The 25,493-nt window shown below is 39.1% G+C and carries 21 protein-coding genes and 2 pseudogenes; 16 read left to right on the top strand and 7 right to left on the bottom strand.

Annotated features, from left to right (window positions below):
* Positions 1-61: 61 nt before the first annotated feature.
* The 6 genes and pseudogenes from AC27H3_RS02805 to AC27H3_RS02780 all read left to right on the top strand — a co-directional run.
* Positions 62-907 (top strand): annotated as a pseudogene (locus AC27H3_RS02805) (PIN domain-containing protein); the annotation flags it as partial.
* Positions 908-1,165: 258 nt separating this feature from the next.
* Positions 1,166-2,548, top strand: coding sequence for a PhoH family protein (locus tag AC27H3_RS02800; RefSeq protein WP_210560111.1), 1,383 nt, complete (start codon positions 1,166-1,168; stop codon positions 2,546-2,548).
* Between the two features lie 194 nt (positions 2,549-2,742).
* Positions 2,743-3,105 carry a hypothetical protein gene (locus AC27H3_RS02795; RefSeq protein WP_064435646.1) on the top strand — a complete coding sequence of 121 codons (363 nt, stop codon included), beginning with the start codon at positions 2,743-2,745 and terminating at the stop codon, positions 3,103-3,105.
* Positions 3,106-3,313: 208 nt separating this feature from the next.
* Positions 3,314-4,351 (top strand): hypothetical protein, encoded by a 1,038-nt coding sequence (locus AC27H3_RS02790; protein WP_064435647.1) that lies wholly within the window; start codon positions 3,314-3,316, stop codon positions 4,349-4,351.
* Positions 4,348-4,665 (top strand): hypothetical protein, encoded by a 318-nt coding sequence (locus AC27H3_RS02785; RefSeq protein WP_064435648.1) that lies wholly within the window; start codon positions 4,348-4,350, stop codon positions 4,663-4,665. Before AC27H3_RS02790 ends, AC27H3_RS02785 begins: the two co-directional genes overlap by 4 nt.
* A 13-nt stretch (positions 4,666-4,678) precedes the next feature.
* A complete protein-coding gene (locus tag AC27H3_RS02780; protein WP_064435649.1) occupies positions 4,679-5,026 on the top strand; it encodes a hypothetical protein in 348 nt (115 codons plus the stop codon).
* A 157-nt stretch (positions 5,027-5,183) separates the two neighbouring features.
* On the opposite strand, the gene AC27H3_RS02775 is transcribed toward AC27H3_RS02780, so the two are convergent.
* The 7 genes from AC27H3_RS02775 to AC27H3_RS02745 form a co-directional block, all read right to left on the bottom strand.
* Positions 5,184-8,384: an efflux RND transporter permease subunit gene (locus AC27H3_RS02775; RefSeq protein WP_064435650.1), complete on the bottom strand. Its 3,201-nt coding sequence runs from the start codon at positions 8,382-8,384 to the stop codon at positions 5,184-5,186.
* Between the two features lie 11 nt (positions 8,385-8,395).
* Positions 8,396-9,685 carry an efflux RND transporter periplasmic adaptor subunit gene (locus tag AC27H3_RS02770; protein WP_064435651.1) on the bottom strand — a complete coding sequence of 430 codons (1,290 nt, stop codon included), beginning with the start codon at positions 9,683-9,685 and terminating at the stop codon, positions 8,396-8,398.
* A gap of 54 nt (positions 9,686-9,739) precedes the next feature.
* Positions 9,740-10,957 carry a TolC family protein gene (locus AC27H3_RS02765; protein ID WP_064435652.1) on the bottom strand — a complete coding sequence of 406 codons (1,218 nt, stop codon included), beginning with the start codon at positions 10,955-10,957 and terminating at the stop codon, positions 9,740-9,742.
* Between the two features lie 82 nt (positions 10,958-11,039).
* A complete protein-coding gene (locus AC27H3_RS02760; RefSeq protein ID WP_244731664.1) occupies positions 11,040-11,399 on the bottom strand; it encodes a hypothetical protein in 360 nt (119 codons plus the stop codon).
* A 52-nt stretch (positions 11,400-11,451) separates the two neighbouring features.
* Positions 11,452-12,360, bottom strand: a complete 909-nt coding sequence (locus AC27H3_RS02755; RefSeq protein WP_064435654.1) for a cation diffusion facilitator family transporter — start codon at positions 12,358-12,360, stop codon at positions 11,452-11,454.
* A complete protein-coding gene (locus AC27H3_RS02750; protein WP_064435655.1) occupies positions 12,353-13,078 on the bottom strand; it encodes a transglutaminase-like domain-containing protein in 726 nt (241 codons plus the stop codon). The genes AC27H3_RS02755 and AC27H3_RS02750 overlap by 8 nt, the downstream gene beginning before the upstream one ends.
* Positions 13,079-13,116: 38 nt before the next feature.
* Positions 13,117-13,749: a cation efflux transmembrane domain-containing protein gene (locus AC27H3_RS02745; RefSeq protein WP_064435656.1), complete on the bottom strand. Its 633-nt coding sequence runs from the start codon at positions 13,747-13,749 to the stop codon at positions 13,117-13,119.
* Between the two features lie 79 nt (positions 13,750-13,828).
* Here AC27H3_RS02745 and cadR point away from each other — a divergent pair, with 79 nt between their 5' ends.
* The 10 genes and pseudogenes from cadR to AC27H3_RS02695 form a co-directional block, all read left to right on the top strand.
* Positions 13,829-14,218 carry a Cd(II)/Pb(II)-responsive transcriptional regulator gene (gene cadR, locus AC27H3_RS02740; protein WP_064435657.1) on the top strand — a complete coding sequence of 130 codons (390 nt, stop codon included), beginning with the start codon at positions 13,829-13,831 and terminating at the stop codon, positions 14,216-14,218.
* A gap of 485 nt (positions 14,219-14,703) precedes the next feature.
* Positions 14,704-15,084, top strand: a complete 381-nt coding sequence (locus AC27H3_RS02735; protein WP_064435658.1) for a hypothetical protein — start codon at positions 14,704-14,706, stop codon at positions 15,082-15,084.
* Positions 15,085-15,191: 107 nt separating this feature from the next.
* Positions 15,192-15,689 carry a DUF411 domain-containing protein gene (locus AC27H3_RS02730; RefSeq protein WP_487103548.1) on the top strand — a complete coding sequence of 166 codons (498 nt, stop codon included), beginning with the start codon at positions 15,192-15,194 and terminating at the stop codon, positions 15,687-15,689.
* Positions 15,689-17,101 (top strand): TolC family protein, encoded by a 1,413-nt coding sequence (locus tag AC27H3_RS02725; protein WP_487103546.1) that lies wholly within the window; start codon positions 15,689-15,691, stop codon positions 17,099-17,101. The genes AC27H3_RS02730 and AC27H3_RS02725 overlap by 1 nt, the downstream gene beginning before the upstream one ends.
* Complete coding sequence (locus AC27H3_RS02720) at positions 17,101-18,873, top strand: efflux RND transporter periplasmic adaptor subunit (protein ID WP_487103545.1); 1,773 nt, start codon at positions 17,101-17,103, stop codon at positions 18,871-18,873. Before AC27H3_RS02725 ends, AC27H3_RS02720 begins: the two co-directional genes overlap by 1 nt.
* A gap of 14 nt (positions 18,874-18,887) precedes the next feature.
* A complete protein-coding gene (locus AC27H3_RS02715) occupies positions 18,888-22,052 on the top strand; it encodes an efflux RND transporter permease subunit (RefSeq protein ID WP_487103543.1) in 3,165 nt (1,054 codons plus the stop codon).
* On the top strand, positions 22,045-22,752 hold the full coding sequence (locus AC27H3_RS02710) for a hypothetical protein (protein WP_064435662.1): 708 nt from the start codon (positions 22,045-22,047) through the stop codon (positions 22,750-22,752). The genes AC27H3_RS02715 and AC27H3_RS02710 overlap by 8 nt, the downstream gene beginning before the upstream one ends.
* Positions 22,752-24,584 carry a 2Fe-2S iron-sulfur cluster-binding protein gene (locus AC27H3_RS02705; RefSeq protein WP_487103541.1) on the top strand — a complete coding sequence of 611 codons (1,833 nt, stop codon included), beginning with the start codon at positions 22,752-22,754 and terminating at the stop codon, positions 24,582-24,584. Before AC27H3_RS02710 ends, AC27H3_RS02705 begins: the two co-directional genes overlap by 1 nt.
* A 24-nt stretch (positions 24,585-24,608) precedes the next feature.
* On the top strand, positions 24,609-24,956 hold the full coding sequence (locus AC27H3_RS02700) for a copper resistance CopC family protein (RefSeq protein ID WP_487103539.1): 348 nt from the start codon (positions 24,609-24,611) through the stop codon (positions 24,954-24,956).
* An 18-nt stretch (positions 24,957-24,974) separates the two neighbouring features.
* A pseudogene (locus AC27H3_RS02695) lies at positions 24,975-25,493 on the top strand (copper resistance D family protein); the annotation flags it as partial.

Raw genomic sequence — 25,493 nt, 5'->3', positions numbered from 1 at the left:
TTTCGCAGTATTTTCTAAACAAGTATTGCTGTGAAACCTTCAACTTGGATAAGGATTTCATATGACAATAAATAAAATTATTTACGTTTTAGATACCAATATATTATTACACGAACCTTTCGCTTTCCTCTCTTTCAAAGAACACGATGTTGTAGTACCCATGACGGTTTTAGAAGAGCTAGACTCTATTAAAGACCGCAATAAAGATGTAAGCCGAGATGCCCGCATTGCCATCAGGGCACTAGAAGATACCTTAGTTAACGCTTCACCAGAGCAAGTGCTTGCCGGCGTTAAGCTACCGCAAAATAATGAACAACACCCAAGTGGCTGTTTATCTATTTTTAACGACTATGCGCTTGATGAAAGTAAAGTTAAGCTGTCGTTTAATGAAAATGACAATCGCATTATTAGTGCAGCCATTCATTTACAAGCTACAAACCCAAACAATAAAGTAGTACTGGTTACCAAAGATATTAACATGCGTTTAAAAGCGAAAGGCGCTGGGCTTGCTTTTGTTGAAGACTATCGCACCGATCAGCTTATTGACGACATTCAATTTTTAACCAAAGGTTATCACGAGTTTACCGGTGATTTTTGGCAGCATGTTAAGGAGTGCGAAAGCGAAACCCAAGGCCGTAATACCACTCATTATATAAAACGAGACTTATTACCTAATAGTTATATTAATGAATACTTAATAGATGAAGGCGAGCACTTTGCAGGGAAAATTACTGGCGGAGATCATGAGAAACTCGCCATAGCAGATTTAAGCCGAGAGCGCTTAATGGCGAAACAAGCTTGGGGTATTCATCCAAAAAATATTTATCAGGGTATGGCGATGGATGCGCTACTCGACCCTGCTATTGATTTAGTGATTCTTACAGGGCCAGCAGGTTGTGGTAAGACAGGTATTACTGCAAGCTTTTTTTCAATATTTGTGCAGACCTATCTACAGACCTTATTCTTACTGAAGAAATTGAGTATTTATAACAAGCTCAGATCTAATCTCTCTAACATGTCATTAAGTGTGACTTAAAGAACAGAACCATTAATCAATAAATATAAATAACGGATTTAACCTGCAAGAAGGCACAAACAAAAATAATAAACCTAAGGTAAATCTAAAATGCTAATTAATGAAAATCGTTCTCAAAGGAGAACTAAAATGAATAATCTAAGTGAACACAGAAACCCAAGAGTATTAGATACATCGGCACTAGTTCATGATCCAAAGTCATTGCTCGCTTACAGTGAAGATGTATACATCTGTCTAACAGTTTTAGAAGAGTTAGATAATTTAAAAGAAAGAACCAATAAATCGGTAAGTGCTGATGCTCGTGTATGTATTCGTATGCTTGAAGACATAATTAATGGGCACAGTGCAGAAGAAATGGAAGCAGGTATTCCACTGCCTTCTACTGAAACAGCTAAAAGAGGCAAGTTGTTCATTGGTATTGATACTCAATTGGACATGGCAAAAGAATTAAAGCACACGATAGGTAGCGATGCTGACAATAGAATAATTAACTATGCACTGCATCTTCAGAAAGAGTTAGATAAAGACGTTACCATCGTTAGCCGCGACATCAATATGCGATTAAAAGCTCGAACTGTTGGTGTTATGGCTGAAGATGTATCCGTTGATAATCAAATCGCAGATATAGATTTGCTTTATACAGGCGTACAAGCCTTTGAAGGTGATCTTTTTGATCGAATTGAATCAGATAAAGATTTCAAAGTCTCAGGAGAGGTTTATACATTCCCAATCAGCTTGTTCAACGATGAAGTTCAGCCAAACATGTATTGGTACGATGAAGCCGGACACATTGGCCGGATTTCAGAAGTGACTGATACTGAGGTATACACAAAGTTATTGCCTCGTAAGCAAGAAAAGGTATGGGGCATATTGCCAAAAAATCAGCGTCAGGCGGTAGCTTTAAGCCAATTAACAGACCCTTACTATGACTTAAATATCATCCTTGGCCCTGCTGGCTCCGGAAAAACTTTTTTGGCAGTTGCTTCGGCGCTGCATCAAGTATTGGAGTTGAAAAAGTACAAAAAAATTGTTGTGGTGCGGTCAAGAGACTTTATGGATGACGATCCCGGATTCCTTCCGGGTGATTTAACTGAAAAATCGATGCCTTTGCTTGCAGGTATTACGGATGCACTTATCTCGATGCACTCTGATGATAATCATGAAGGAAATATTCATGCAACAGTTGAGCATGTGATTGAAAAAGCCAATATAGAATTTACTAGCATGGCTTACTTTCGGGGCCGTTCAATAGACGATGCTGTGTTAATCATTGATGAAGCTCAAAACATGACTAGAGCGCAAATCAAGGGTATGTTAAGTCGTGGAGGTAAAAATTGTCGGACTATTGTATTGGGTAACCTAGCCCAGATTGACGATAAGTTTGTAACACCTGCTTCGTCTGGTGCAAGTGCGGCTGTTAATGTGTATCGTCATTATGAAAAAGGATCAGTGCTGATTTTTGATGAAGTAGAGCGTAGTAGCTTGGCTGAATTCACTGAAAAGAATATGTAGGCATCAAACTACCATTCACATTTCCTTATAATATTGCGACAATAGCCACTGCTTTTTGCAGTGGCTTTTCAGAGAAGCCAGTTTCCACACATGCGGACGAAATGGATTTACTCTGGGTTTAAAAGATTAATCATACATTGAAGATGTAATGACTTGGGTGCTGTGGACCTTAGTTATTATGTTTTGGTGTGCGTATGTCTTTTGAATCAGAAGCGCTTATAAGTAATATAAAGCGTCAGGCAAAGAGGTTGTCAAAAAAGTTATCAATTCCCCTTGGGCAGGCCCAAGAAGGAGTATCTATTTGTCTATACGGCTGTGACAGTTACAGTGATTTACTAGTAAAAATAAAAGCTGAATCTTTTGACAATCCATTGATAGTACTTTCCGCTCTCTCACCAAACTCGGAAATATTTTTAGTAAAAATATTGGCTAGCCACCTAGATAGCATCATCGGAAATTTTGAAAAAAAATTTCCCGGCTCCAATATAAATGAAGAATTGGTCATATCCCTTTTTGGGCTTAGCTTTTCAGAGTTTAAACTCAAAATATCTACATAAATTTGTACAAATACGTAAGTTGTCATTTTGTTTTTTGGCGATATTATAAGATGAAGGCTGACCGGACAGCCTACGCCTACGCATATTTTTTTCGTTAAAAATATGAGCAGTGAAGCGGAGCATCCGAAAAATTTGGTGATTCAAATAGTCAGATAAACAGTGTGTTAGTAGGCCATTGTTTGTTTGCAAGCACTGTTTGGAGAACTATATGATCTCGCTATACCAATTAAAGAATAAGCTTAACAAACAAGCTAAAGAGTTTGCTGAGTTATTAGAGTTTCCTGATCTTTACGCACAAGGTCTGTGGGCTAGAGGTGTTTATAACAGCCCTCATTTTTCTGATACCCATAATTGTCTCACTGAGGTGTTTGAACAGGAAAATCTGGATTCAATTCTAAAGCACGATTCCCTGAAATACTTGATGATCAATGAATATGATGATCAAGAAATCATTGAGTCGCTTCATAAAGAAATTGAGTCAATGGCAAACCGCATTGAAAGCCTGATGCTGGTAGATATCGAAACATTAGAGTTAGTTTCAGTGATCTACCAAGCTTTAGGGTTACCTGAAGATGCCAAGTTTATTGTAAATACAGGAGCTGACTTCCGCTTAGAGTGGCGACCATACTTTGATGCCTTTGATGATCCGTTGATAGTTCAATATGCAGATTTAAAAGTTCATGGTTGTTATTTCAGGCTCATCGCTTCAAAGTTTCCGTTTGAAAAGCTTTCCTTGGATAACATTAAAAAATACATGTACATCAATCATGTAAACCATGATGGTGAATTCGAAGGCTGTATATCTGACGGAAATAGCTTTTCGAAACATGAACATTGGCTGATGTTGACACTCGAACTATTCAACAGCGGCAAAGTAAGCAAGACTCAGTTCAGTCCAACAACCTTCAAAATCGAGGGCATGCGTTATTTGGTTTATGGCTTCCCACTGGTTCCTTCCTATGTATCTGATTGGCACAAACCCGATTTATGTCTACAGGTCAAAAACGTAGATGGAGATCAAAAGTTTACTATTCGTATAGACCAGCAGAGCTTAATTTTCTATGCCCGTCGCGTTGATACCAATTTTTTTAACACCATAGATTATGAAAAATACATTTCGTTGTATCAATCTAGTGTTCTGTCACATTTTGATGCTGACAAGAATTTACTAGAAGTCGATGGGGTTAAATATCTAAGTTTTTTTCGCCCGTTTAGCATTGAGGATAACAAGGAAGCACAAGCATGAGACCAAAAATCAAACTGACTAACGCCACACTTATCTCAATTCAATCTGATACAGAGGAAAAAGTTGAACAGGTGCTTTACGCCACATTTGCTGAAGATAGTGATTGCGGTAAAAAGGGAGAAGTTTTGTTCACAACAAAAGTTATCGAAATCAATGGCCTTGAGTTCCGAACTTTTGGTGCTGACTTTTATACCTTAGATGCTGAACCAAAAGAGTTTGATGTAAATGTATTTGAGTTCAATTTAATGCATGAGTGTATGTATTCTCCAAATGAGTTATTAGAGTTGCGAGATATGCTCCCTGCTAGCTATTAGTAGGGAGTAACACATGGATAAAACATTTTTAAAGGATGCCTACATAGTCTCAGTCTATGACTATAAAGAATTTGAAAAATCATTTATTGGCGAGTTTTTATCAGGGGTGGTTATTGACGATGAAACATTCAGATTTCGGCCATTTGAGCAAATAGTAACTTCAAAGATTATTAGCAAAACTGCTGTCGAGGATAAACTAGAAATAACCACACATAATGGGAGTTACTATGTGATTGATGTTGACCACAAGTTAATTGATATTTCGTTTGTTGAATTGGTTGTTATGAGAGCAGGAGCTTATTCGGCAGATCGAGTTTTAGAAATGAGAGAGCAACTTAAGTCTCAACATAAAAGTCATTAAATAACGAAAATAAGGAGTCTAGAATGACTTCAACAAATTCAATATTCGATCAGATTAGTAATTTTACGTAATAGCTAGCTTTTTAGTGATAGCAATAAAGCGAAGCTTCCAATTCATATTCCTTGATTCGGAAGCTTCACAATTGATGAAAATTGAATTAGCGGGATAACTCCTCAATTTTCTTTTTGGAGAACCAGCGATATAAAACAGGCAAAACAAACAATGTGAGTAATGTTGCTGTTATCAAACCACCAACTATAACACTTGCCAGTGGTCGTTGTATTTCAGCTCCTACACCATTTGACATTAACATCGGTATTAAACCTAATGCAGATGTTATTGCTGTCATAAGAACAGGTCTCAAACGAGAAGTTGCTCCTTCAAAAACAGCATCAGTGACTTCTAAGCCATCTCTAATTCGCTGGTTTATACTTTCAACCATAACCACACCATTTAACACTGCAACACCAAATAGTGTAATGAAGCCAACGGAGCTTGGTACGGACAAGTATTGCCCAGAGAAATATAAGGAGAAAACACCACCGATAACAGCTAATGGGACATTAACTAAAATCAACATGGCTTGACCAACTGAGCCAAATGCGAAGTAAAGCAAAAGAGCAATTAGCGCCAAAGATAAAGGAACCACTATAGCTAACCGTTGTTGTGCTCGTTGTTGACTTTCAAATTGACCACCAATGGCAACAGAGTAGCCAGCAGGTAAATCGACTTTCTCGGCGATTACTTGTCTGATATCGGCAACAACACTGCCCATATCTCGATTCTGTACGTTGGCTTGGATAACAACACGTCGTTGCACATCATCTCTTCTCACTTGCGGAGGGCCTGACTCAAAAGAGATTGTTGCAACATCACCAAGACGAACCCAAGCCCCTGTTGGAGACTGAATGCGAATATCAGAAATAGCTTCTTTATTACTACGATATTCTTTTTCTAAACGCACATATATATCATAACGCTCATTCCCGTTGATGATTTGTCCTGCTTCAACTCCACCTATACCATCTCGTATCACTTCCATTATATCACCGACCGATAGGCCAAAACGTGAAAGCTCTTGTCTGTTTGGCTTTACAACTAATTGAGCTTCACCAGCTATTTGTTCAAGCGCAACATCTCTAGCGCCTTCAACTTCTTTAATTGCCGATTCTATTTCTTGCCCTTTAACTGCCAATTGATTGAGGTCTGGCCCAAACAGCTTTATCGCTAGTTGTGCTTTTACACCAGATAGTAACTCATCTACACGGGTGGCAATTGGTTGAGAAAAGTTCAGTAAAAGTCCCGGAAACTCTTCAAGCGATTGTTCCATTTTGTTTTGCAGTTCATAACGGTTTGAAGCACTGGTCCACTCGGATACAGGTTTAAGTCCGATATAAATCTCGATGTTATTAACTGGTTCAGGATCGCCGCCAATATCAGGTCGCCCGATACGGCTTAGCGCATAAGTAACTTCAGGAAATGCCATCAACTTTTCTTCTAATATAGGTGAAACCATCAATGCAGTATCTAAACTAGAAGAAGGAGCAAGAGTTGCTCTTAAGTTAATTGTTCCTTCTTCTAGCTCTGGAACGAATTCAGTACCTATGTAAGGTATAATTGAAAAAGCCGAAACAACCATAATTAGCGAGGTAACAACAATTAACTTGGTACGTTTAAGTGCAAACTTAAGCCCCTTTTTATATAGCTTATCTAAAGGTTTAACGACAAAGCTTTCTCTTTCTTTTATGCCTTTTTTGAACATGAAAGTGGCGAGTGCTGGTACGATAAACAAGGCAACAACAATAGCTGAAATGATGGCTAAAATAATACTAATTGCCATTGGCTGGAATAATTTTGCTTCGACGCCTTCAAAGCTAAACAAAGGCAAGAACACGACTAAAATGACAGAAGCAGCAAAAAATACTGGGCGAGCCACTTCTTTGCCTGCTTGTTTTAGCCGCAACTCGATACCATGATCATCTTTTTCTATTGCAAAGGGATCAGTATCATCACTAGGAACACGTGCTTCTACACTTTGTTGGTGTGTTGAATCAGGGTGGTTTAAATGTTTAAACATATTTTCAACCATGACCACTGAGCCGTCCACAAGCATACCAATAGCTACGGCAATGCCACCTAGTGACATAAGATTGGCAGAAATTCCCCACCAAGCCATGATCATTAATGCAATACCTACCGATATTGGAATGGAAATAAGAACAAGAAACGTTGCTCTTAAATTCATTAAGAACAGGGCAAGCACGATACAAATAAAGATAAAGGCAAGTGCTAGTGCATTGACTACAGTACTGACAGCTTGTTCGATTAAATCAGCTTGATCATAGAAGGGTTCGAATCGAACACCTTTAGGTAATGCCTGATTGATTAGTGGAATTCGTGCATTAATACCATCAATGGTTGCTTTTGTATTGGAACCCATACGCTTGAGTACAATGCCTGATACAACTTCACCTAGGTTTTCAACTTTTCCTTCGGACGTTTTACGGGTCATAGTGACCGCACCTTGTCGAATTTCACTACCTAGTTCAACTTTGGCGACATCAGAAACCGTCACAACAGTACCATCTACGGTTTTTACAGGTACTTGCTTAATGTTGCTAATGCCTGCTTCACCACTTTCGAACCAACCCGTTCCTCGAATAACAAGCTGCTCTTGTCCTCGGTTCATATACCAACCGCCAACGTTGGCATTGTTACTATCAAGTGCATTAACGATATCTTCTTGCGACAATCCATATGCAAGGAGCTTAGAGGGAGCTATGTTCACTTGATATTGCCTAACATTACCTCCGAAAGATAAGACATCTGTGACACCATCAACTGGCATAATTAGCAATTTGATTATCCAATCATTGAGGCTTCTGAGCGCCATTGAGTCATATCCTGCGTCTTTATCTGACACGAGCAAGTATTGAAATACTTGACCTAACCCAGACGTATTTGGTCCCATTTCAGGCGTACCTACACCGTCAGGTATCAACTCTTTTGCAGCTTGAAGCCGTTCAAAGACGAGCTGCCGTGCAAAATAGATATCAGTCCCTTCTTTAAAAACGACAGTAACGCCAGACAGCCCCGTTTTGGAAATTGAACGTACTTGTTCAACATCAGGTAACGCATACATGACCGCTTCAATCGGATAAGTGATGAGTTGTTCTACTTCTTCTGCGGCAAGCCCCGGCGCTTCTGTATTAACCGCGACTTGAACATTAGTCACATCAGGGAAAGCATCCAAGTTCAGTTTTGGGATCACCATTATTGCGCCAACAATAGTGGCAAATAAGGCAATCAAAATAAGGAGTCGGTTGTTTACAGACCAATCTATAATTTTATTAAACATAGCGGCTCTCCTTAATGGTTATGCGGATCAAATCCGCCTTTAGCTATTTCAGAAGCAACAAAAAACGCTCCTTGAGTGACCACACGAGTACCACTTTCTAAACCAAATATTTCTCTGAAATTACCTAGAGAACGACCTAACTCAACCTCTGTCGCTTTGAATTCACCGGGATGATCCTCAACAAATACGGTCCAATCTCCGTCCGCACTTCTAATTAGCGCTTCTTCTGGAACGGCCATAACTTTTTGTTCAGTGGCAAATTGGAAATATACTTTAACAAACATGCCTGAATGGAGATTGTCATCTGCATTATTAACACTTAGGCGAATGATTCGAGTTCTAGTGATGGGATCAATCGTGTGGGCTTCCTGAATAACTTTTGCCTTATAATCCTCTCCTTCTAATTTAACTATTGCCGGAGAGTTGATTGATAGATTGAGCTTTTTGTTGGGTGATACTTTAGCTTCCACCCACAGCTTATTTTCATCTGCCAAAAGCATGATAGTATCACCCGCATCGACTCGTTGGCCTTGGGTGAAGTCATCTTGTAAAACTACTCCTTCTCGCTGAGCTACTAGCGAATATTGGCCAAACGAAGTTATGTCTTTATTTGATATGTCTTTTATAGCTTTTTCAGTTAACCCTAGTGCGATAAGTTTTCCGTATGTGGCGTTAAATGTGGTTTGAGCCTGAAGTAAACGACTTTCACTTACTGTTTTGTTGCCTAATTTCTTTACTCGCTGCCATTCAGTTGACGCAATCAAGTAGTCAGCTTGAGCTTGAGCCATTGCTTCACTAAATAGGGTGACCAGCTTTTGTCCTTTTTCTACGTGTTCACCGAGTGCAGTATGTCTGCTTATTATCACTGACTCGGTACGGGGAGAAACGACATAGCTGCTATAACCATCTACTTTGACCTCTCCGGGCGCATAGATTGTACTGAATTGATAATCAGGTCTTATGCTTTGAACTTTAATATTGGCTAGTGACATTTTTTGAGGGCTTAGAGTAATACCTTCTTCATGTTCCTCTTCAGTTTCTTTATTTTTGCTCTCTTGGTCGTGACCATGTTCGTCATGTTCTGTGTCTTTTTCAGAATGGTTGCCTTCATTTTCCTGATGGCCTTCTTCTACATGATTTTCTTCACTTTCCGAGTGTTCGTGTTTATGTTTTTTGGGATTTGCTGTTACAGGTTCAATTGTATTTACTTGTAGAGCATACACTTCACCGCTTAATGTCCCACCTAAAAAAAGTCCACTAATTACTATTGCTAATAATTTTTTGCTAAATAATGTATTCATTTTTTTACCTATATTCTTTTAACGTTTAAGATTTCTAATTGCCGTTTTAACTAATTAAATCTTAAACTTAGATAATTGACCCATGCTCCAAATGAAGGCTATTTCAGAGAGTCTAAATTGTTTTTCTAGTTGAATGCCTGAGTGCAATCCATCAGCTCTTTGGCTCAACGCTATTAGATAGTCTGAAGTATTGATGTCTCCAGCCTCCCAACGAGCGTTTAGCAACCTCGCGCTATTATCAATTCGGTTTTGCATAAGGTTTTGCCATCGCTGATAGTATTTTTTACTGATCATGAGGGATTCATAGTTGGCCTGAGCTTCAAAAGAGCATTTTCGATAAATGGATTGGAAATAAGCTTCCGCAGCAACGGCTTCTGAATATGCCGCTTTAGTAGCATCGGAATAGTTATTTCTGATATTCAAAGGCATAGAGAATGTTAAGCCAACGATATTATCGTCACTATTTTTTCCTGCGCTAATCCCTATGGTGGGATTAGCTTTATTCTCAATGGTTGTTAGTTGTGCTTTAGCTTGTTGCTCTTTCCATTTTGCTTTAGCGAATTGTACTTGGGGGTGTTGTTCAATCCATTCAGCTTTGTATGAATAGTTTTCAACATCGAAATCAATAGAGATTTTACTGGCTAACTCTGGTGTCCAATCAGGCAGCAGCTCTTTAACTTTAACCTCAGCATTTTTTAGCTCGATTTGATCTTCAGCTATTTCACTAAAAACTTGAGACAAGTTTAAGTAAACCAGCTCAGCATCTAGAGGCTCAAGTATTCCCGCCTTTTGTTTGTCTTCCACAATACTAAGTAAGGTTTGCAGTTGACTTTCTCTCTCCGTAGATAGCTGTGCAGTATCTTTCGCTGATTGCCAATTTGTCAAAGCAATTAACGCATCGGCCTTTTTTGAATCGATTAAATTCAATAAGTGCTGCTGGCTGGCATAAAGAGTTATCTCGCCAATTGACGTATTGGCAGAGCGTTTATCCCAAAAATCAATGGTCTGACTCAAACCGATTGAATAGTTATTAAAATCACCTTCTTTCTCAAAACTTGCGTCAAGCTCAGGGTTATATATTGCCTGAGTTAAGCTTTTTGCATGATGATTGCTTGCGATTAACAACTCTCTTGCTTCAATTATTTCGGGATCTTTATTTATTTGTGTGTCTAACCACGACTCACTTTTTTGCTTGCTGTAAGCGGCATATGAAATACTTACAAGCAGGCAGAATGACAGGCAAGTGCCTGTATTTTTTATATATTTATACATAAGACTTCTTAAATTTTAAGTATTAATCATCTCTCATTTACCGATTTTTAATCGATAAATGGACGGATATAAATTTAGAAATTTAAGAAATAGGAGGGCGTAATATAGCGTCTAAAAATTCTTTTGTTTGATCGAATTGATAAGGTATTAGGTTGTTGTTATATAACTTTGTTGCACTATTTGAATTGCTAATTAATATCCAAGATAAGTGGCTGCCGCTACAATGACCACAATGATGACAATCCTTGATATCATGAGGTTCATCATCAGCGTTTTCATTTAAAATATCGCGATCAACTTTATGGTCATGTTGAGTTTGCAGGTGCTCTACATCGATTTGATGATTCTCAGAAGTTGCAGACGCAATAGAGCTTATCGATTGTAGAACAATCGAAAGAACTAATATTATCCTTAAAGCAACAGTGAAATTCAAAATAGACACCCATAAAATTGTGAGATAAAACTATAACAAGAAGCGACAGTTGAGACTAGCTCTATGTTTCTTTTTCATGCTCATCTCTGCAAGTTTCTTTGGGAAACTCAAACTCAATGGTTGTATGAGACAAATGATATTCTGAAAGTTCAATTGCGATAGTTTGTTTTAATGCCACGAGTTCATTCACACTTGAGTTTTTAGATAACTCCAAATGAGCTGTTAGTACATGACTTTCTCCGTCTAACGACCAAAAGTGCATGTGATGAACCCCATTAACTTCAGGTAATTGAATTAAAGTTTGTTTGATATTTTGTTGAGTTTCTTCATCTGGTGCGGCTTGAAGAAACAAAACAAGTGTAGATTTTAGATTTCTGAAAACATTAAATAAGATAAATAATGTAAAACCAATTGATAGCAGTGGGTCTAGTATTGGCAGTTCTACAAATAACAATACAATTGAAACAATTAGAACAGCGACCCAACCGAAAACATCTTCTAGTAAATGCCAAGTTAGTACTTTTTCATTTAAAGTTTCACCAGCTTTTAATTTGAATACGGCATATCCATTGACGGCAACACCGAGTATCGCAAGCCCTAACATTCCTTCAACCACAGGCATTTCAGGGTTAGATAACCTTGGAATTGCTTCAAACAACACCCAAATTGAGCCAATTACTAACACAACGCCATTTACCAATGCCCCGAACAGTGTAAGTCGGCGGTAACCATAGCTGTATTTATCTGGCGCTGCTTTGTTTGAAAAACGACTTAATATCCATGCAAAGCCAATCGATAAACTATCTCCTAAGTCATGCACCGCATCAGCCATAATAGCGGTACTGTTGGTGAGCCAACCACCAATAAATTCGATGATCGTAAAGGTAACATTCAGAAAAAATGCCCAACCAATTCTGTCGTCTGTTCCATGTTGATGACTATGACTATGACTATGACTATGACTATGCATTTTGTACCTCCAGCGCTTTATTTTTTCTTAGATTAGTGACATTGAAATTTATTAGGTGGCGGATCACTTTTTGATACATCCAGCGTTTGACTCCAGACAAATTAGTGCCTTTTTCAAGGTAAAACTCATCAGGGGAATTATAAAGTCCAAAGTCGTCGTGAATCCCTTCTTTTTGAATATATGTGTCGGTTCCGCGCCAATCTGTATCTGGTGATGAAAAACATTTTGTTGCAACACCATAACCACAGAAATTGTCTTTTATTTGATTAAACTTTTGCTGTATTGAAGTGAGATATTGATTATCTAAAATAAAGCCCTCTAAATTGATCCAACGTCCTTCAAAGTAAACTTCAACCCAACTGTGAATAATGTATTTGGGCGCTAACCAAAAGACATAGGTAGGAATAGCTCCTTTTTGTAATTGCTGATCTATTGTAAACCCGTGAAATCGGCACTGAATTCCTAATCCACGTAATAAGGCCATTAAAAGGTTGCCCTTAGTGTTGCATTGCCCGTATCCGTCAGATAAAACTTCACTTGCGGAAATATCGTCGCTTTCGTTATAGCCAAATAGTATTTCGTCTTTTACAAACTGATAAGCAGTGCCAATCTTGTTGTAGTCATCAAGCTCATGCCATTTTCGCTCTGTTATTAATGATTGGATAGTGGGGTGTTCAAAATTGACTATCTCAGTTTTTTTAAGATATTCTTGATTCATAAGAGCTTCCTTACCTTGAATTGCAGCAGGTTGATTGTTTATTTTTTATCTGATACTTCAGATGTATATTGAGCCGATACTAATTCTTGTTTGGCATCCGTTAATATCATGTAAGCGCCTCGAAGAATTAACATTGAAATGATGCTAGCAATAACAATATCAGGCCAGCGTTGTTCTAGCACCATGACAAGTATGCCAGCGAATACGACACCAAGGTTTGCGATCACATCATTAGCTGAAAATATCCAGCTAGCCCTCATATGCACTTCATCATTGTTGTGTTTTCGTATAAGCATCAAACAAATGACATTAGCGATTAAAGCCACAGAACCAACTCCAATCATAAACCAAGAATGAGGCTCACTTTCTCCAACTATTCGTCTAGCTATATCGAGAAAAATTAGAACCCCTAACCCCAATTGGAAATAACCACTAACTAATGCTGCATTAGCTTTATGTTGGATTGACTTCCCCACGGCATATAAGGCAATGGCATAGACGATAGCATCAGCTAGCATATCTAACGAATCAGCAATTAATGCGGTTGATTCAGATAACCAACCTAAACCAATTTCAAATACAAACATCGTGGCATTTATAGCTAAAAGCCAATAAAGCACTGTTTTTTGTTGGTCATCTTTTAATTCTACTTCACAGCCACAACCGCTCATTTTTTAACTCCGCCTTACTTGTATAATTCAAGTGTAAAACCTATAGTAACTATAGAGTCAAGTTTAAAAAGGAAATATTATGAAAATAGGTGAATTATCGAAAACATCCGGTTGTTCTATACAAACTATTAGATTCTATGAAAAAGAAGGATTACTTTCTGATCCAGAGCGTACAGAAGGTAACTTCAGGTTGTATGACGTTACCGCTTTGAAGCAATTAGAATTCGTAAAACATTGTCGCAGTCTCGATATCTCTCTTATAGATATTAAACGTCTTATCGACCTAAAAAATAAACCAGAGGAAAGTTGCTCAAGTGTAAATGCGCTGATTGCGCAACAATTAGCTTTGGTAAATAAACGCATGAAAGAATTAAAAGCCTTAAAAAACGAATTACAACAAATGGCTAGTACGTGTAATTCTGATAATACCATTGAAGGGTGTGGGATAATTAAGTCATTAGATAGCTAAAGTGATGTATAAAAGACTCTTTTTTAACTCACCTTGATTATTGATACAGGCTAATTAATAGTTATTTTCTTACCCACACGAACAGATTTGAGTTCCCCGACAAACTCTCTCAACTAACAATACAGATTTGTCGCTAGTATCGTGAGCACCTAACGTGACCATTTTGAGTCTATGAGACATTAAATTAATGTCATTAAGGACGTATTGTTTATCAATAAGCGAGCATACTCCTTCGCTGTATATCAATACCTTTGACGGGGATGTATATGCATTTACAAGATAAACGAGTCAGAATTAGAGATGTATCAACCATGTGCACTGGTATAACTTTTGACTACTAACCGTCAAATGAGATTATGAATGCTACATGTACCCCTTTGAAAAAACTGACGATAATCAAATATTCATAAATGTTTACACAGTATCAATTTACTTAGTCGAAAATTTACATTAGTATTGGAGTTGTGTATTTGTAAGAGAATTTTATGTCTAAAGCATTTTCAAAAGTCTTAGTAATAACGTTTATGCTGGTTGCCTTTGTAGGGCAAGCATTTGCGTATTCTGCTATGTCTTGCGAAATGTCGTCAGGTTCTCACGAGTCACACATGAACATGGATCATTCCAAGATGAGTCATCATGAAGGAATGAACCACGGTGAAATGAATAAAAGCAGCAATGGTCAAACAGAAGATTGTTGTGATGTTGAATGTGTTTGTCCTGCAAATGCTTGTTCATCTACTACAGTCCTAAATTCCAGTATTGATTCGACAGATATTCAAATATTGAGTGAATCTGTAGCTGCTCTGCAATCTAAACAACCTCATTCAATTTCCACTTCCCTTTATCGTCCACCGATTTTTGCCTAATACAGGATTAGTGCGCCCAAATTTCGCGCACATGTAATAAATTTTTCTGTTAGTCAATATAGCGTAGTAGCGCTATAGATATTTTCCAGCGATGTCTGGGGGCAAAAATGATCAATAAGTATTTAAAAATAGCAGTTTTAATGCTGCTTTCACCTGCGTTTGCAAACGCTAATGAACATAACCATACAGACAATCACGACGTAACACCTTTAGAGTTAATCGTTTATAAAACCCCTACTTGTGGGTGTTGTAAAAAATGGATAACTCATATTGAAGACGAAGGGATCGTTGCGCATTCCAAAGATTTCCGAAACATCAGCAACATCAAAACTAAGTATGGTATCAAGCCTAATTACCGTTCCTGCCACACGGCAGTGAGTAGAAACGGATTTGCCTTTGAAGGTCACGTACCTGCTAAATTTATTCAGCAGTTCTTATCAGAAGAGCACCCGAATGCGATTGGGCTTTCAGTTCCAGCAATGCCAGTTGGCTCTCCCGGTATGGAAGTCGGTGACCGCTTTATGCCATACAAAGTGTTAATTCTATTTAAAGATGGAACGAGTGAAGTCTATGCAAAAGTTAAGACATACGAGGAGCAATTCTAATGAAATTGAACGCTTCAAACCTTACGTCACTTTCAACTGCACTAATACTCGGCTTATCTGTATTCTCAGTTCAAGCTGAGAAAGTAGTGTCGCTTGAACAAGCTATCACCTTGGCTCAGCAAAATGATCCTTGGCTTCATGGGAGTCGGTTAAAACAAAGTGCGGTTGAAAATAGAAGTATCGCTTCAGGTACTTTGCCTGACCCCAAAGTATCACTTGGGATAATGAATTTACCAACAGATACTTGGGACTTAGATCAGGAAGGAATGACTCAACTAAAGGTTGGTGTTTCTCAAATGTTTCCTAGAGGTGATAGTTTAAAGATTAAACAAGAGCAATTAAAAATTGAGTCAACGAAATTTCCACTGCTACGAGAGGATCGTAAGGCTAAACTGATAAGCCAAGTATCACAACTTTGGTTAGATGCTTACTTAGCCCAGAAAACTATTAAATTGATTGAAGATGATTGGTCTCTCTTTGAGCAGATGGCGGAAGTGGCTAAAGCTAGCTATTCAAACGTTGTTGGTAAAACTAGACAGCAAGATGTTATTCGTGCTCAATTGGAAATAGTGCAGTTAGATGACAGATTAACTTCGCAAAAGCAGAAACTAGAAACGACAATCGCTCGCCTTAATGAGTGGCTTCATATTTACGATGCTGACCGATTGAATGAATCATTCAACTTTGACGCGCAACCATTAGAGTTTAGCGTCTCAAAAGAATTGCCTTCGATTCAATTGAATAATCCAACAGTCCTAAAAGCATCTAATTACTCAAGAAATCTATTGGCTCAGGAGCTTTCGAATCACCCAGCCATACTTGCAATTGATATAAAACGCAAAGCTTCAGAAAAAGCAGTTGAGTTAGCTAAACAGCAATATGAGCCGCAATGGGGTGTTAATGCTAGTTATGCCTATCGTGACAATATGCCCTCTGGTGATAGCCGAGCTGATTTATTTTCTGTTGGAGTAACGTTTGATTTGCCGTTGTTCACTGAGAATAGGCAAGATAAGCAAGTTGCAGCTTCTATTGCTGATTCAGAAGCTGTAAAAACCGAGAAATTATTGCTAACAAAACAAATGATCAGTGCGGTGGAAAAGGAGCTTAGACAGCTTAAACGTTTATCTGATAGACAATCTATTTATCAAAAACAACTCCTTAAACAAACTCATGACCAAGCGGAAGCGTCTTTGACGGCTTACACCAATGATGATGGTGATTTTGCCGAAGTTGTTCGTGCAAGAATCGCAGAATTAAACGCCAGAATATCAGCCTTAAGAATTGATGTTGACGCACTTAAAACAGTAGCTCGCATCAACTATTTCTTTGCGCATTCTCAATCTAACTCAAATGCTGAACATAAGCCAATGCACACTTCGCACAGAATGAATCAGCACTTTGGAGAAAAATAATGTCAACGAATACTAAAACACCAAATTTGAAACTAGTTGCCGCCATCATCATTGGAGCAGCACTAGGTGCTGGAGCATTGAGCTTATATCAAGGTGCAGGTTCAAACAGCAATGCTGATGAAGCAACATTAGCAGAGAAAAAACCGCTGTATTGGGTTGCACCGATGGATTCTAATTACCGCCGGGACAAGCCCGGTAAGTCGCCTATGGGTATGGATTTAATTCCTGTGTATGAGGAGGAATCATCTGGTGATGACTTTGGCCCCGGAGCCGTAAAAATCGCGCCTCATGTAGTGAATAATCTTGGGGTTCGCACTGCTCCTGTTGAGCTTAAAAATATGCATACTGAAATCTCAACCGTAGGTTACGTTCAATATGATGAAGATAAGCTAATTCATATCCACCCACGTGTTGATGGTTGGATTGAAAAGCTCTACGTCAAAGCAGCAGGTAATCCTGTAGAGAAAGAGCAACCTCTTTACACGCTTTATTCTCCTCAGTTAGTTAATGCGCAAGAAGAGCTGTTAATAGCGTTAAAACGCAATAATAGCTCTTTAATTTCAGCAGCCAAAGATCGCCTTAAAGCGTTACAGCTTTCAGCAGACTTTGTTCAAAAGCTAGAAAAGACACGAAAGGTTCAGCAAACAATCACTTTTTACTCACCACAAGCAGGTGTTGTTGATGGTTTGAAGATTAGGGAAGGTTTTTATGTAAAACCGGGAAACACCTTATTAAGCATTGGTCAGTTAGATCAAGTTTGGGTTGAAGCAGAAGTGTTTGAACGTGATGCGGCTTTGATTAAAGAAGGATTGCCAGTATCAATGACTCTGGATTATTTACCGGGTGAGGACTGGGCTGGTGTTGTTGATTATGTCTATCCAACGTTGAACAGTAAAACTCGTACTCTTAGAGTGCGATTGAAATTCGACAACACAGATTACCAGCTAAAACCAAACATGTTTGCACAAGTCTCTATTCACGCTAATCAATCTGATAGCACGATACTCGTACCTAAAGAAGCCGTCATTCGCACAGGTAAACAAGACAGAGTTGTACTTGCCTTGGGGGATGGGCAATTTAAGTCTATCGAAGTGACGATTGGCCGGGTTGATATCGACAGCATCGAAATATTAGACGGCTTAAATGAAGATGACGTTGTGGTGACATCAGCTCAGTTCTTGATTGATTCTGAATCAAGTAAAAGCTCTGACTTTAAACGAATGACTCATGATGAAGTGCCTAACTCTGTTTGGATGCAAGGTGATGTTAATAGTGTTATGGCAGGACACCGTATGGTTAATATTTCGCATGGCCCTGCTGAAGCTTGGGACTGGCCTGAGATGGTTATGGATTTTACTGTGGCTGAAAAAGTCGATATTGACTCATTAAAGTCTGGGCAATCTTTGCACTTTGAAGTGAGTAAAACCGAAGATGGTGGATATGAAATTACTGGAATTCATATCATGAGTGAGCCTGCTGATATGAGTGAAGAAGTATCTTTGGCAACGGTATCTGGTCTTATTAATGACATTAACATTGATATGCGAACATTGAATATTAGCCGAGGGCCAATAGAGAAATGGGATAGACCTGCTGCGACGATGGATTTTATCGTCGCGGACAATATAGAAATAGTTGATTTCAATGTTGGTGATAATGTCACTTTCACTTTTGAGGTTAGAGATGACTTAGTTATCACTGACATTTCTCTTGAATCAGATGAACAACACGGCAAGGAAAATAAAGCTGCTGTTGATCATTCTAATCATTAAGTGGGGGAAAAATAATGATTGAATCAATTATTAGATGGTCTATCGGCAATCGCTTCTTTGTTTTGTTGATTACCTTAATTGTCGCGTTTGGTGGTTTGTACTCATTACAAAAAACGCCAGTAGATGCACTCCCAGATCTTTCTGATGTGCAGGTGATAATTAAGACGAGCTATCCGGGACAGGCACCACAAGTAGTGCAAGATCAAGTGACGTTTCCCCTTACTACAGCGATGTTGTCAGTACCGGGAGCGCAAACTGTTCGTGGTTACTCATTTTTTGGTGATTCCTACGTCTATATCATTTTTGATGATGATACTGATTTGTATTGGGCTAGAAGCAGAGTACTTGAATACTTAAGCCAAGTAGCATCAAGCCTGCCTGATTCAGCAAAGCCTCAATTAGGACCTGATGCAACAGGTGTGGGCTGGGTATACATTTATGCTTTAACAGATAAGTCTGGAAACCATGACCTAAGCCAATTAAGAAGTATTCAAGATTGGTTTTTAAAGTATGAACTACAAACTGTTCCGGGCGTGTCTGAGGTTTCCGCCGTTGGCGGTATGGTTAAGCAATATCAGGTACAAGTCGATCCAGATAAGTTAAGAGCTTATAACGTGCCGTTAAGTCATATCCAAATGGCACTTAAACGAGGCAATAAAGAAACTGGCGCATCTGTTGTGGAAATGGCGGAAGCTGAATACATGGTTACTGCTACGGGATATATTCAATCAGTTGGAGACATAGAGAAAATTCCACTTGGTATTAACGAACAAGGCACGCCATTGCGTATTGGTGATGTTGCTACCGTTAATTTAGGGCCTCAAATGCGCCGTGGTATAGCAGAGCTTAATGGTGAAGGCGAAGTTGTTGGTGGTGTTGTCGTTATGCGTTTTGGTGAGAATGCCCAACAAACCATAAACGGTGTAAAAGAAAAACTTGAATCGCTTAAATCTTCTCTACCAGAGGGGGTGGAGATTGTCCCTGTTTATGACAGATCGAAGTTAATAGATCGTGCTGTTGATAACCTTTGGAGCAAGTTGCTAGAGGAGCTTGCAGTCGTTGCTATTGTCTGTGTTGCTTTCCTATTTCATCTTCGATCATCAATTGTAGCTGTTGTCACTCTGCCATTAGGTATATTGGTGTCGTTCATCATCATGTATATGCAAGGCATCAATGCCAACATTATGTCTTTAGGTGGTATCGCTATTGCGATCGGTGCGATGACTGATGGCGCAATAGTGATGATTGAAAATATGCATAAGCATATGGAAAAAACACCGCTAACAGATGAAAACCGTTGGCAAATAGTAGCTAAGGCTGCGAGTGAAGTAGGTCCTGCTTTATTTTTTAGCTTGCTGATCATTACAGTCTCATTCTTACCCGTTTTTATCTTGGAAGCGCAGGAAGGCAGAATGTTTTCACCGCTTGCCTATACTAAAACCTATGCAATGGCTGCATCAGCAGGCTTGGCGATCACATTGGTGCCTGTTTTGATGGGCTACTTTATTCGAGGCAAAGTTGTTTCTGAAAAGAAAAACCCGTTAAACCGATTATTGATTGCTATCTACATGCCTGTTTTAAAGCAAGTGATGAAGTTTCCAAAATCGACAATAGTAGCAGCAATATTAGTGACTATCGTTGGCTTTTGGCCTGTAGATAAAATTGGTAGTGAATTCATTCCGCCATTGGATGAAGGCGATCTCATGTATATGCCTACTACCTATCCCGGTATTTCAATTGGTAAAGCAAGGGAGTTATTGCAGCAAACAGACAAGCTTATTCGCACTGTGCCAGAAGTTGAAACTGTATTTGGTAAAGTAGGAAGAGCTGAAACTGCAACCGATCCTGCACCTTTAACCATGATTGAAACCTTTATTCAGTTGAAGCCACAAGAACAGTGGCGAGAAGGTGTGACTACTGAATCGTTAAAAGCTGAGTTTGATAAATTGGTTAAGTTTCCGGGCTTAACAAATGCTTGGGTTATGCCAATCAAGACCCGAATCGACATGTTAGCTACAGGCATAAAAACGCCTGTGGGTATTAAAGTCGCCGGACCAGAGCTTGATGTGATTCAGGAAATCGGCCAACAAATAGAGCAAATTTTACCCGAAGTTACAGGCACAGCATCAGTTTACTCAGAGCGAGTTGCAGGTGGACGATATATCAAGGTTGATATTTCACGCGATAAGGCAAGTCGCTTTGGGTTAAACATCGAAGATGTTCAACAAGTGGTTTCTACAGCTATTGGTGGTATGAACGTTACCCAAACGGTAGAAGGTCAAGAGCGTTACCCTGTTAACTTACGCTATCCGCAAGACTATCGAGACTCTCCTGAGCAGCTATCACGATTACCTGTTGTAACACCAAATGGACAACGCATTGCACTAGGTGATGTCGCAGATATCCGAGTAGAAAATGGTCCGCCGGGGATTAAGAGTGAAAATGCTCGATTAAATGGCTGGACGTTTATCGATATAGACGGTGTTGACGTAGGTACTTATGTTGAAAGTGCAAAAATACACTTGGCTAATAATCTAAAACTACCAGCCGGTTATTCAATTACTTGGGCTGGGCAATACGAATATATGGAAAGAGCGAAAGAAAAGCTCACCTATGTATTGCCTTTAACACTCGCCATTATTGTTATTCTACTTTACTTAAACTTCAGAGCGTTTAGCGAAGTGGCTATCATCATCGTGACTTTGCCGATGGCAATGATTGGTGGCTTATGGTTGATGTATCTAGAAGGATTTAACTTCTCTGTGGCTGTTGGCGTGGGCTTTATTGCGCTGGCTGGTGTTGCTGTTGAGATTGGCGTGATAATGCTGGTTTATCTCAATCAAGCACTTGCTGAGCTGAAGGAAAAAGCCGAGGAGCGAGCAGAAGCCATCTCAGATGATGCCTACCAAGATGCATTATTGCAAGGTGCTGGTTTGCGTGTGCGTCCAGTAATGATGACGGTAGCCACAATCATTATCGGCTTAATGCCTATTTTATATGGTACAGGAACTGGCTCAGAGGTAATGAGTCGTATTGCTGCACCAATGGTAGGTGGCATGACAAGTGCTGTACTGCTAACTCTAATTGTGCTTCCAGCAATTTATTCAATCGTTAAAAAGCCTGAAGTAAATGCCTTTAACAAAGGACTGTCTAACTTGGAGCTAGATAATAATGCTTAGCAAAGTTAGAAAGTATCACAAATGGCTTATGGCATTTGTCGGAATACAACTTCTGTTCTGGTCTATAACTGGCGTGTATATGGTGACTATGGATATTCACTATATACATGGCGAGTCCTTAGCTAAGAGTGAGGAAGTCAAAATAGATTTAGCAAGAGTGGATTACTCCATTGCAGAACTTGCTGCTGATTACCCAGAAGCTAGCCAAGTCACGCTTACTCAAAGCATGGGCCGTCCCTTGTATTCTTTTATTAATGGAGATCAGGGGAAAGTAGCAATTGACGCTAAAACTGGGGCTGTTCGTCCACCTGTTGATGAAGTCAAAGCTAAAGAAATCGCGCAATACCATTACGCAATGAATCATGAAATCAACGGCATAAGGCTGATTCAATCAATCACAGATATGCCTGCTGAGTTATCTCCAAGACACTTACCCGTTTGGAGAGTAACGTTTGACCAATTCGCCACTCCGACATTTTATATCAGTCAACAAACAGGCGCACTTGTTGCCAAGCGACATGATTTCTGGAGGTTGTTTGATTGGATGTGGCGTTTCCACATTATGGATTATGATGATGGTGAAAATGTATCTAACTGGTTTTTGTTCTTGGTCGCAACTCTAGGTCTAATGGGCGCAATTACTGGCGCTGTATTGACTTATTATCGAGTGCTTTCCCCAAATAAAAAGGGAGTCATTTGATGCGACTATTTAAGTTGAATACTACGTTACACAAATGGCTTTCTTTATTTGTTGGTTTACAACTGCTTATTTGGTTGGGAACGGGTCTTTACTTCAATTTGATGGATCACAGTAAAGCCAGTGGTAATGAGCTTAGAGTTCATTCTCATCATGAAGGTAACATTACAGACTTTAGATTTATCCCTATTAAAGACATTACTAATGAAGCACCTCAAGAAGTAAAACTTATATGGATTTTACATCAGCCTTACTATCATTTTGTGTTCGATAAGGGCCAGCATAGCTACCAAGAACTTCACTCAAAGCTATTTGATGCTTTAACAGGAAAGCCATTTAACCTGTCTGAAGAACAAGTACTAACTTTGGCAAAAAACTCCTATTCAGGTGAGGGCAAGCTAACTACACCAGTGTTATCTCAGCCCCCATTTTCTGATCACGTAAGGCAACAAAATCCTATGTGGCAAGTTGTCGTTGAGGATGAGAATAATACAACTATTTATTTAGATAGTATTACAGGCCAAGTGCTTCGCCATGCCAATGATGATTTCAGGCTAAAAGATCTGATGATGAAGCTTCACTTTATGGACTATGGCAACTCTGGAGGGTTTAACCATTGGTTGATCATTGCATTTGCTTTTTCAACGCTATTACTTTCAGTTACTGGCGTAACTTGGCTGATACAGCAATATCAAAACGGTTTTCTGAAGCCTGTTTGGAGTAGCAACAAGCAAAAAGTGGCTGTGACCTTTTCCAATGAAAATACCATTACTGACATTTCAGCAACTGGTTACTCAACAGTATTAGAAGGATTAGCTAGTTCACATGTTTACCTTCCGTCAAGTTGTGGTGGAGGCGGTACATGTGGCAAATGCATGTTCTTAAGTTCAACTCAATTACCTATCACACTTTCTGAGCAGGAACATTTATCAGATGAGCAGCTTAAGGAAGGCTATCGGTTAGGATGTCAGCACAGATTCTCTGAAATTAGCTCAATTGAAGTTAATACGGATCTCAATATTGAAAATCATGAGCTAGTTGTGGTTGCGACTAACTTCATTACTCCTTTTATCAAGGAAGTGAAGTTTAAGGTGAAATCAGGCAAACAATTGGCATTTAAAGCTGGAGCATATATGCAATTTGAAGTGCCAGCAGGGATGAATAGCCTACGCCCAGACGATATGCCTGAGAACTTTGAAAAATACTGGGAAAGTTATTCTCATGGAAAGTTTTCACATGACGGCGCAACTCGCCATTACTCCTTGGTTAACTTTGATCAAGAAACAGATGAGCTAACCTTCAACATCCGCTGGCAAACGGCTAAGGATGGTTATAATGCAGGTATAGGTTCAAGCTATTTAGGGTCACTCGAAGTTGGTGAAACGATAATCGCAAAGGGTCCTTTTTCTGACTTTTACGCTACTTCAGATAAAAAGGTTCCTCGCATATTTATTGGCGCTGGCTCAGGGATTGCTCCACTCAGAGCTATCATTTTTGAACAGTTGAAAAAACGTCAAGATGAAAGTAATTTGACTCTCATCTATGGTGCGAGAACTGAAGATGATTTGCTGTACCGCGATGAGTTGAACTCATTGAGTGAGCAGCATAAAAACTTTTCTTATATTCCTACACTTTCTAACCCTTCAGAACAATGGCAAGGGCATTCTGGCTATGTACAGCAAGTACTTCTGCCGTATTTGAGCCAGAAAGTAAAATTCCTGTCTACAGAATTTTACTTGTGCGGCCCAGAAGCAATGATGAGTGAAGTGGAACAAATAATTACTGATGTTGGTATACCCAGTAATCAAATTTTCAAAGACAAATTCAGTCGTTAATACATAATTTAAATAGAGGTAAATATGAAAATATTAATTAAATTTTTAACCGTAATCAGCATTGTTTTTAGTAGTGCGGTGTTCGCGCATGTTCATCTTGAAAAAAGTGTGCCTGCTGATAATGCAATGTTAATGAAGACTCCAGAAGAGTTAACGTTGGCATTTAGCAAAGAGGTTCGTGTAGTCAAAATTACATTGAAAAATAAGCAAGGTAAAAAGGTTAAATTTGGCTTCAAGCCTACTAAAGAAGCCAGTGCTGAATTTACGTGGAAACTACCGAAACTAATACCTGCTAACTATGTTGTTGATGTGACTTTCTTAGGAAAAGATGGGCACAAAATGAAAGATAGCTTTGCCTTTATGGTTCACTAAGCACAAAGAGTAACAGCGATGGAAATGTATATCTGGAATACAGTCATTGTACTGTCAAAAATTGTATTTTACGTCGGTTTTGCCTGCATTTCTGGGTATACATTTTTCAGGCAAGTTTTTGAGCAAAGTGAGTCTCATAATAACTTGGCAATAGCGAACTTAAAATGGATAAGAGGTTCAATAGTCATCGCTTTGCTTGCAAATGGTGTTTGGTTCTTCGCTAGTACTGGCGCGATGGCAGAAGAAGGCATTCAAGGGGCATTATCCCCCGATATGTTGGCTATTATTTGGGACTCATCTGTCGGTGATGGAACTTTACTTAGAGGTCTTGGATTAGTTCTAGCGATATTCGCGATAACGTTACACCTTAAATTCCAATCTGTTGCGCTGAGCAATAGCATAAAACAAAGCTTGTTAGGGCTTAGCCTTATAGTACTTTCCTACACCTTTAGCTTGTTCGGTCATGTATCTGAACTAGGAGTGTTCGAAAAAGTATTGTTGATGCTCCATGTGCTTGTTATGGCTTGGTGGTTCGGA

This window comes from Colwellia sp. NW0002-52-1 (genome assembly GCF_057550865.1).
This window is presented reverse-complemented; position numbering and strand designations above follow the sequence as displayed.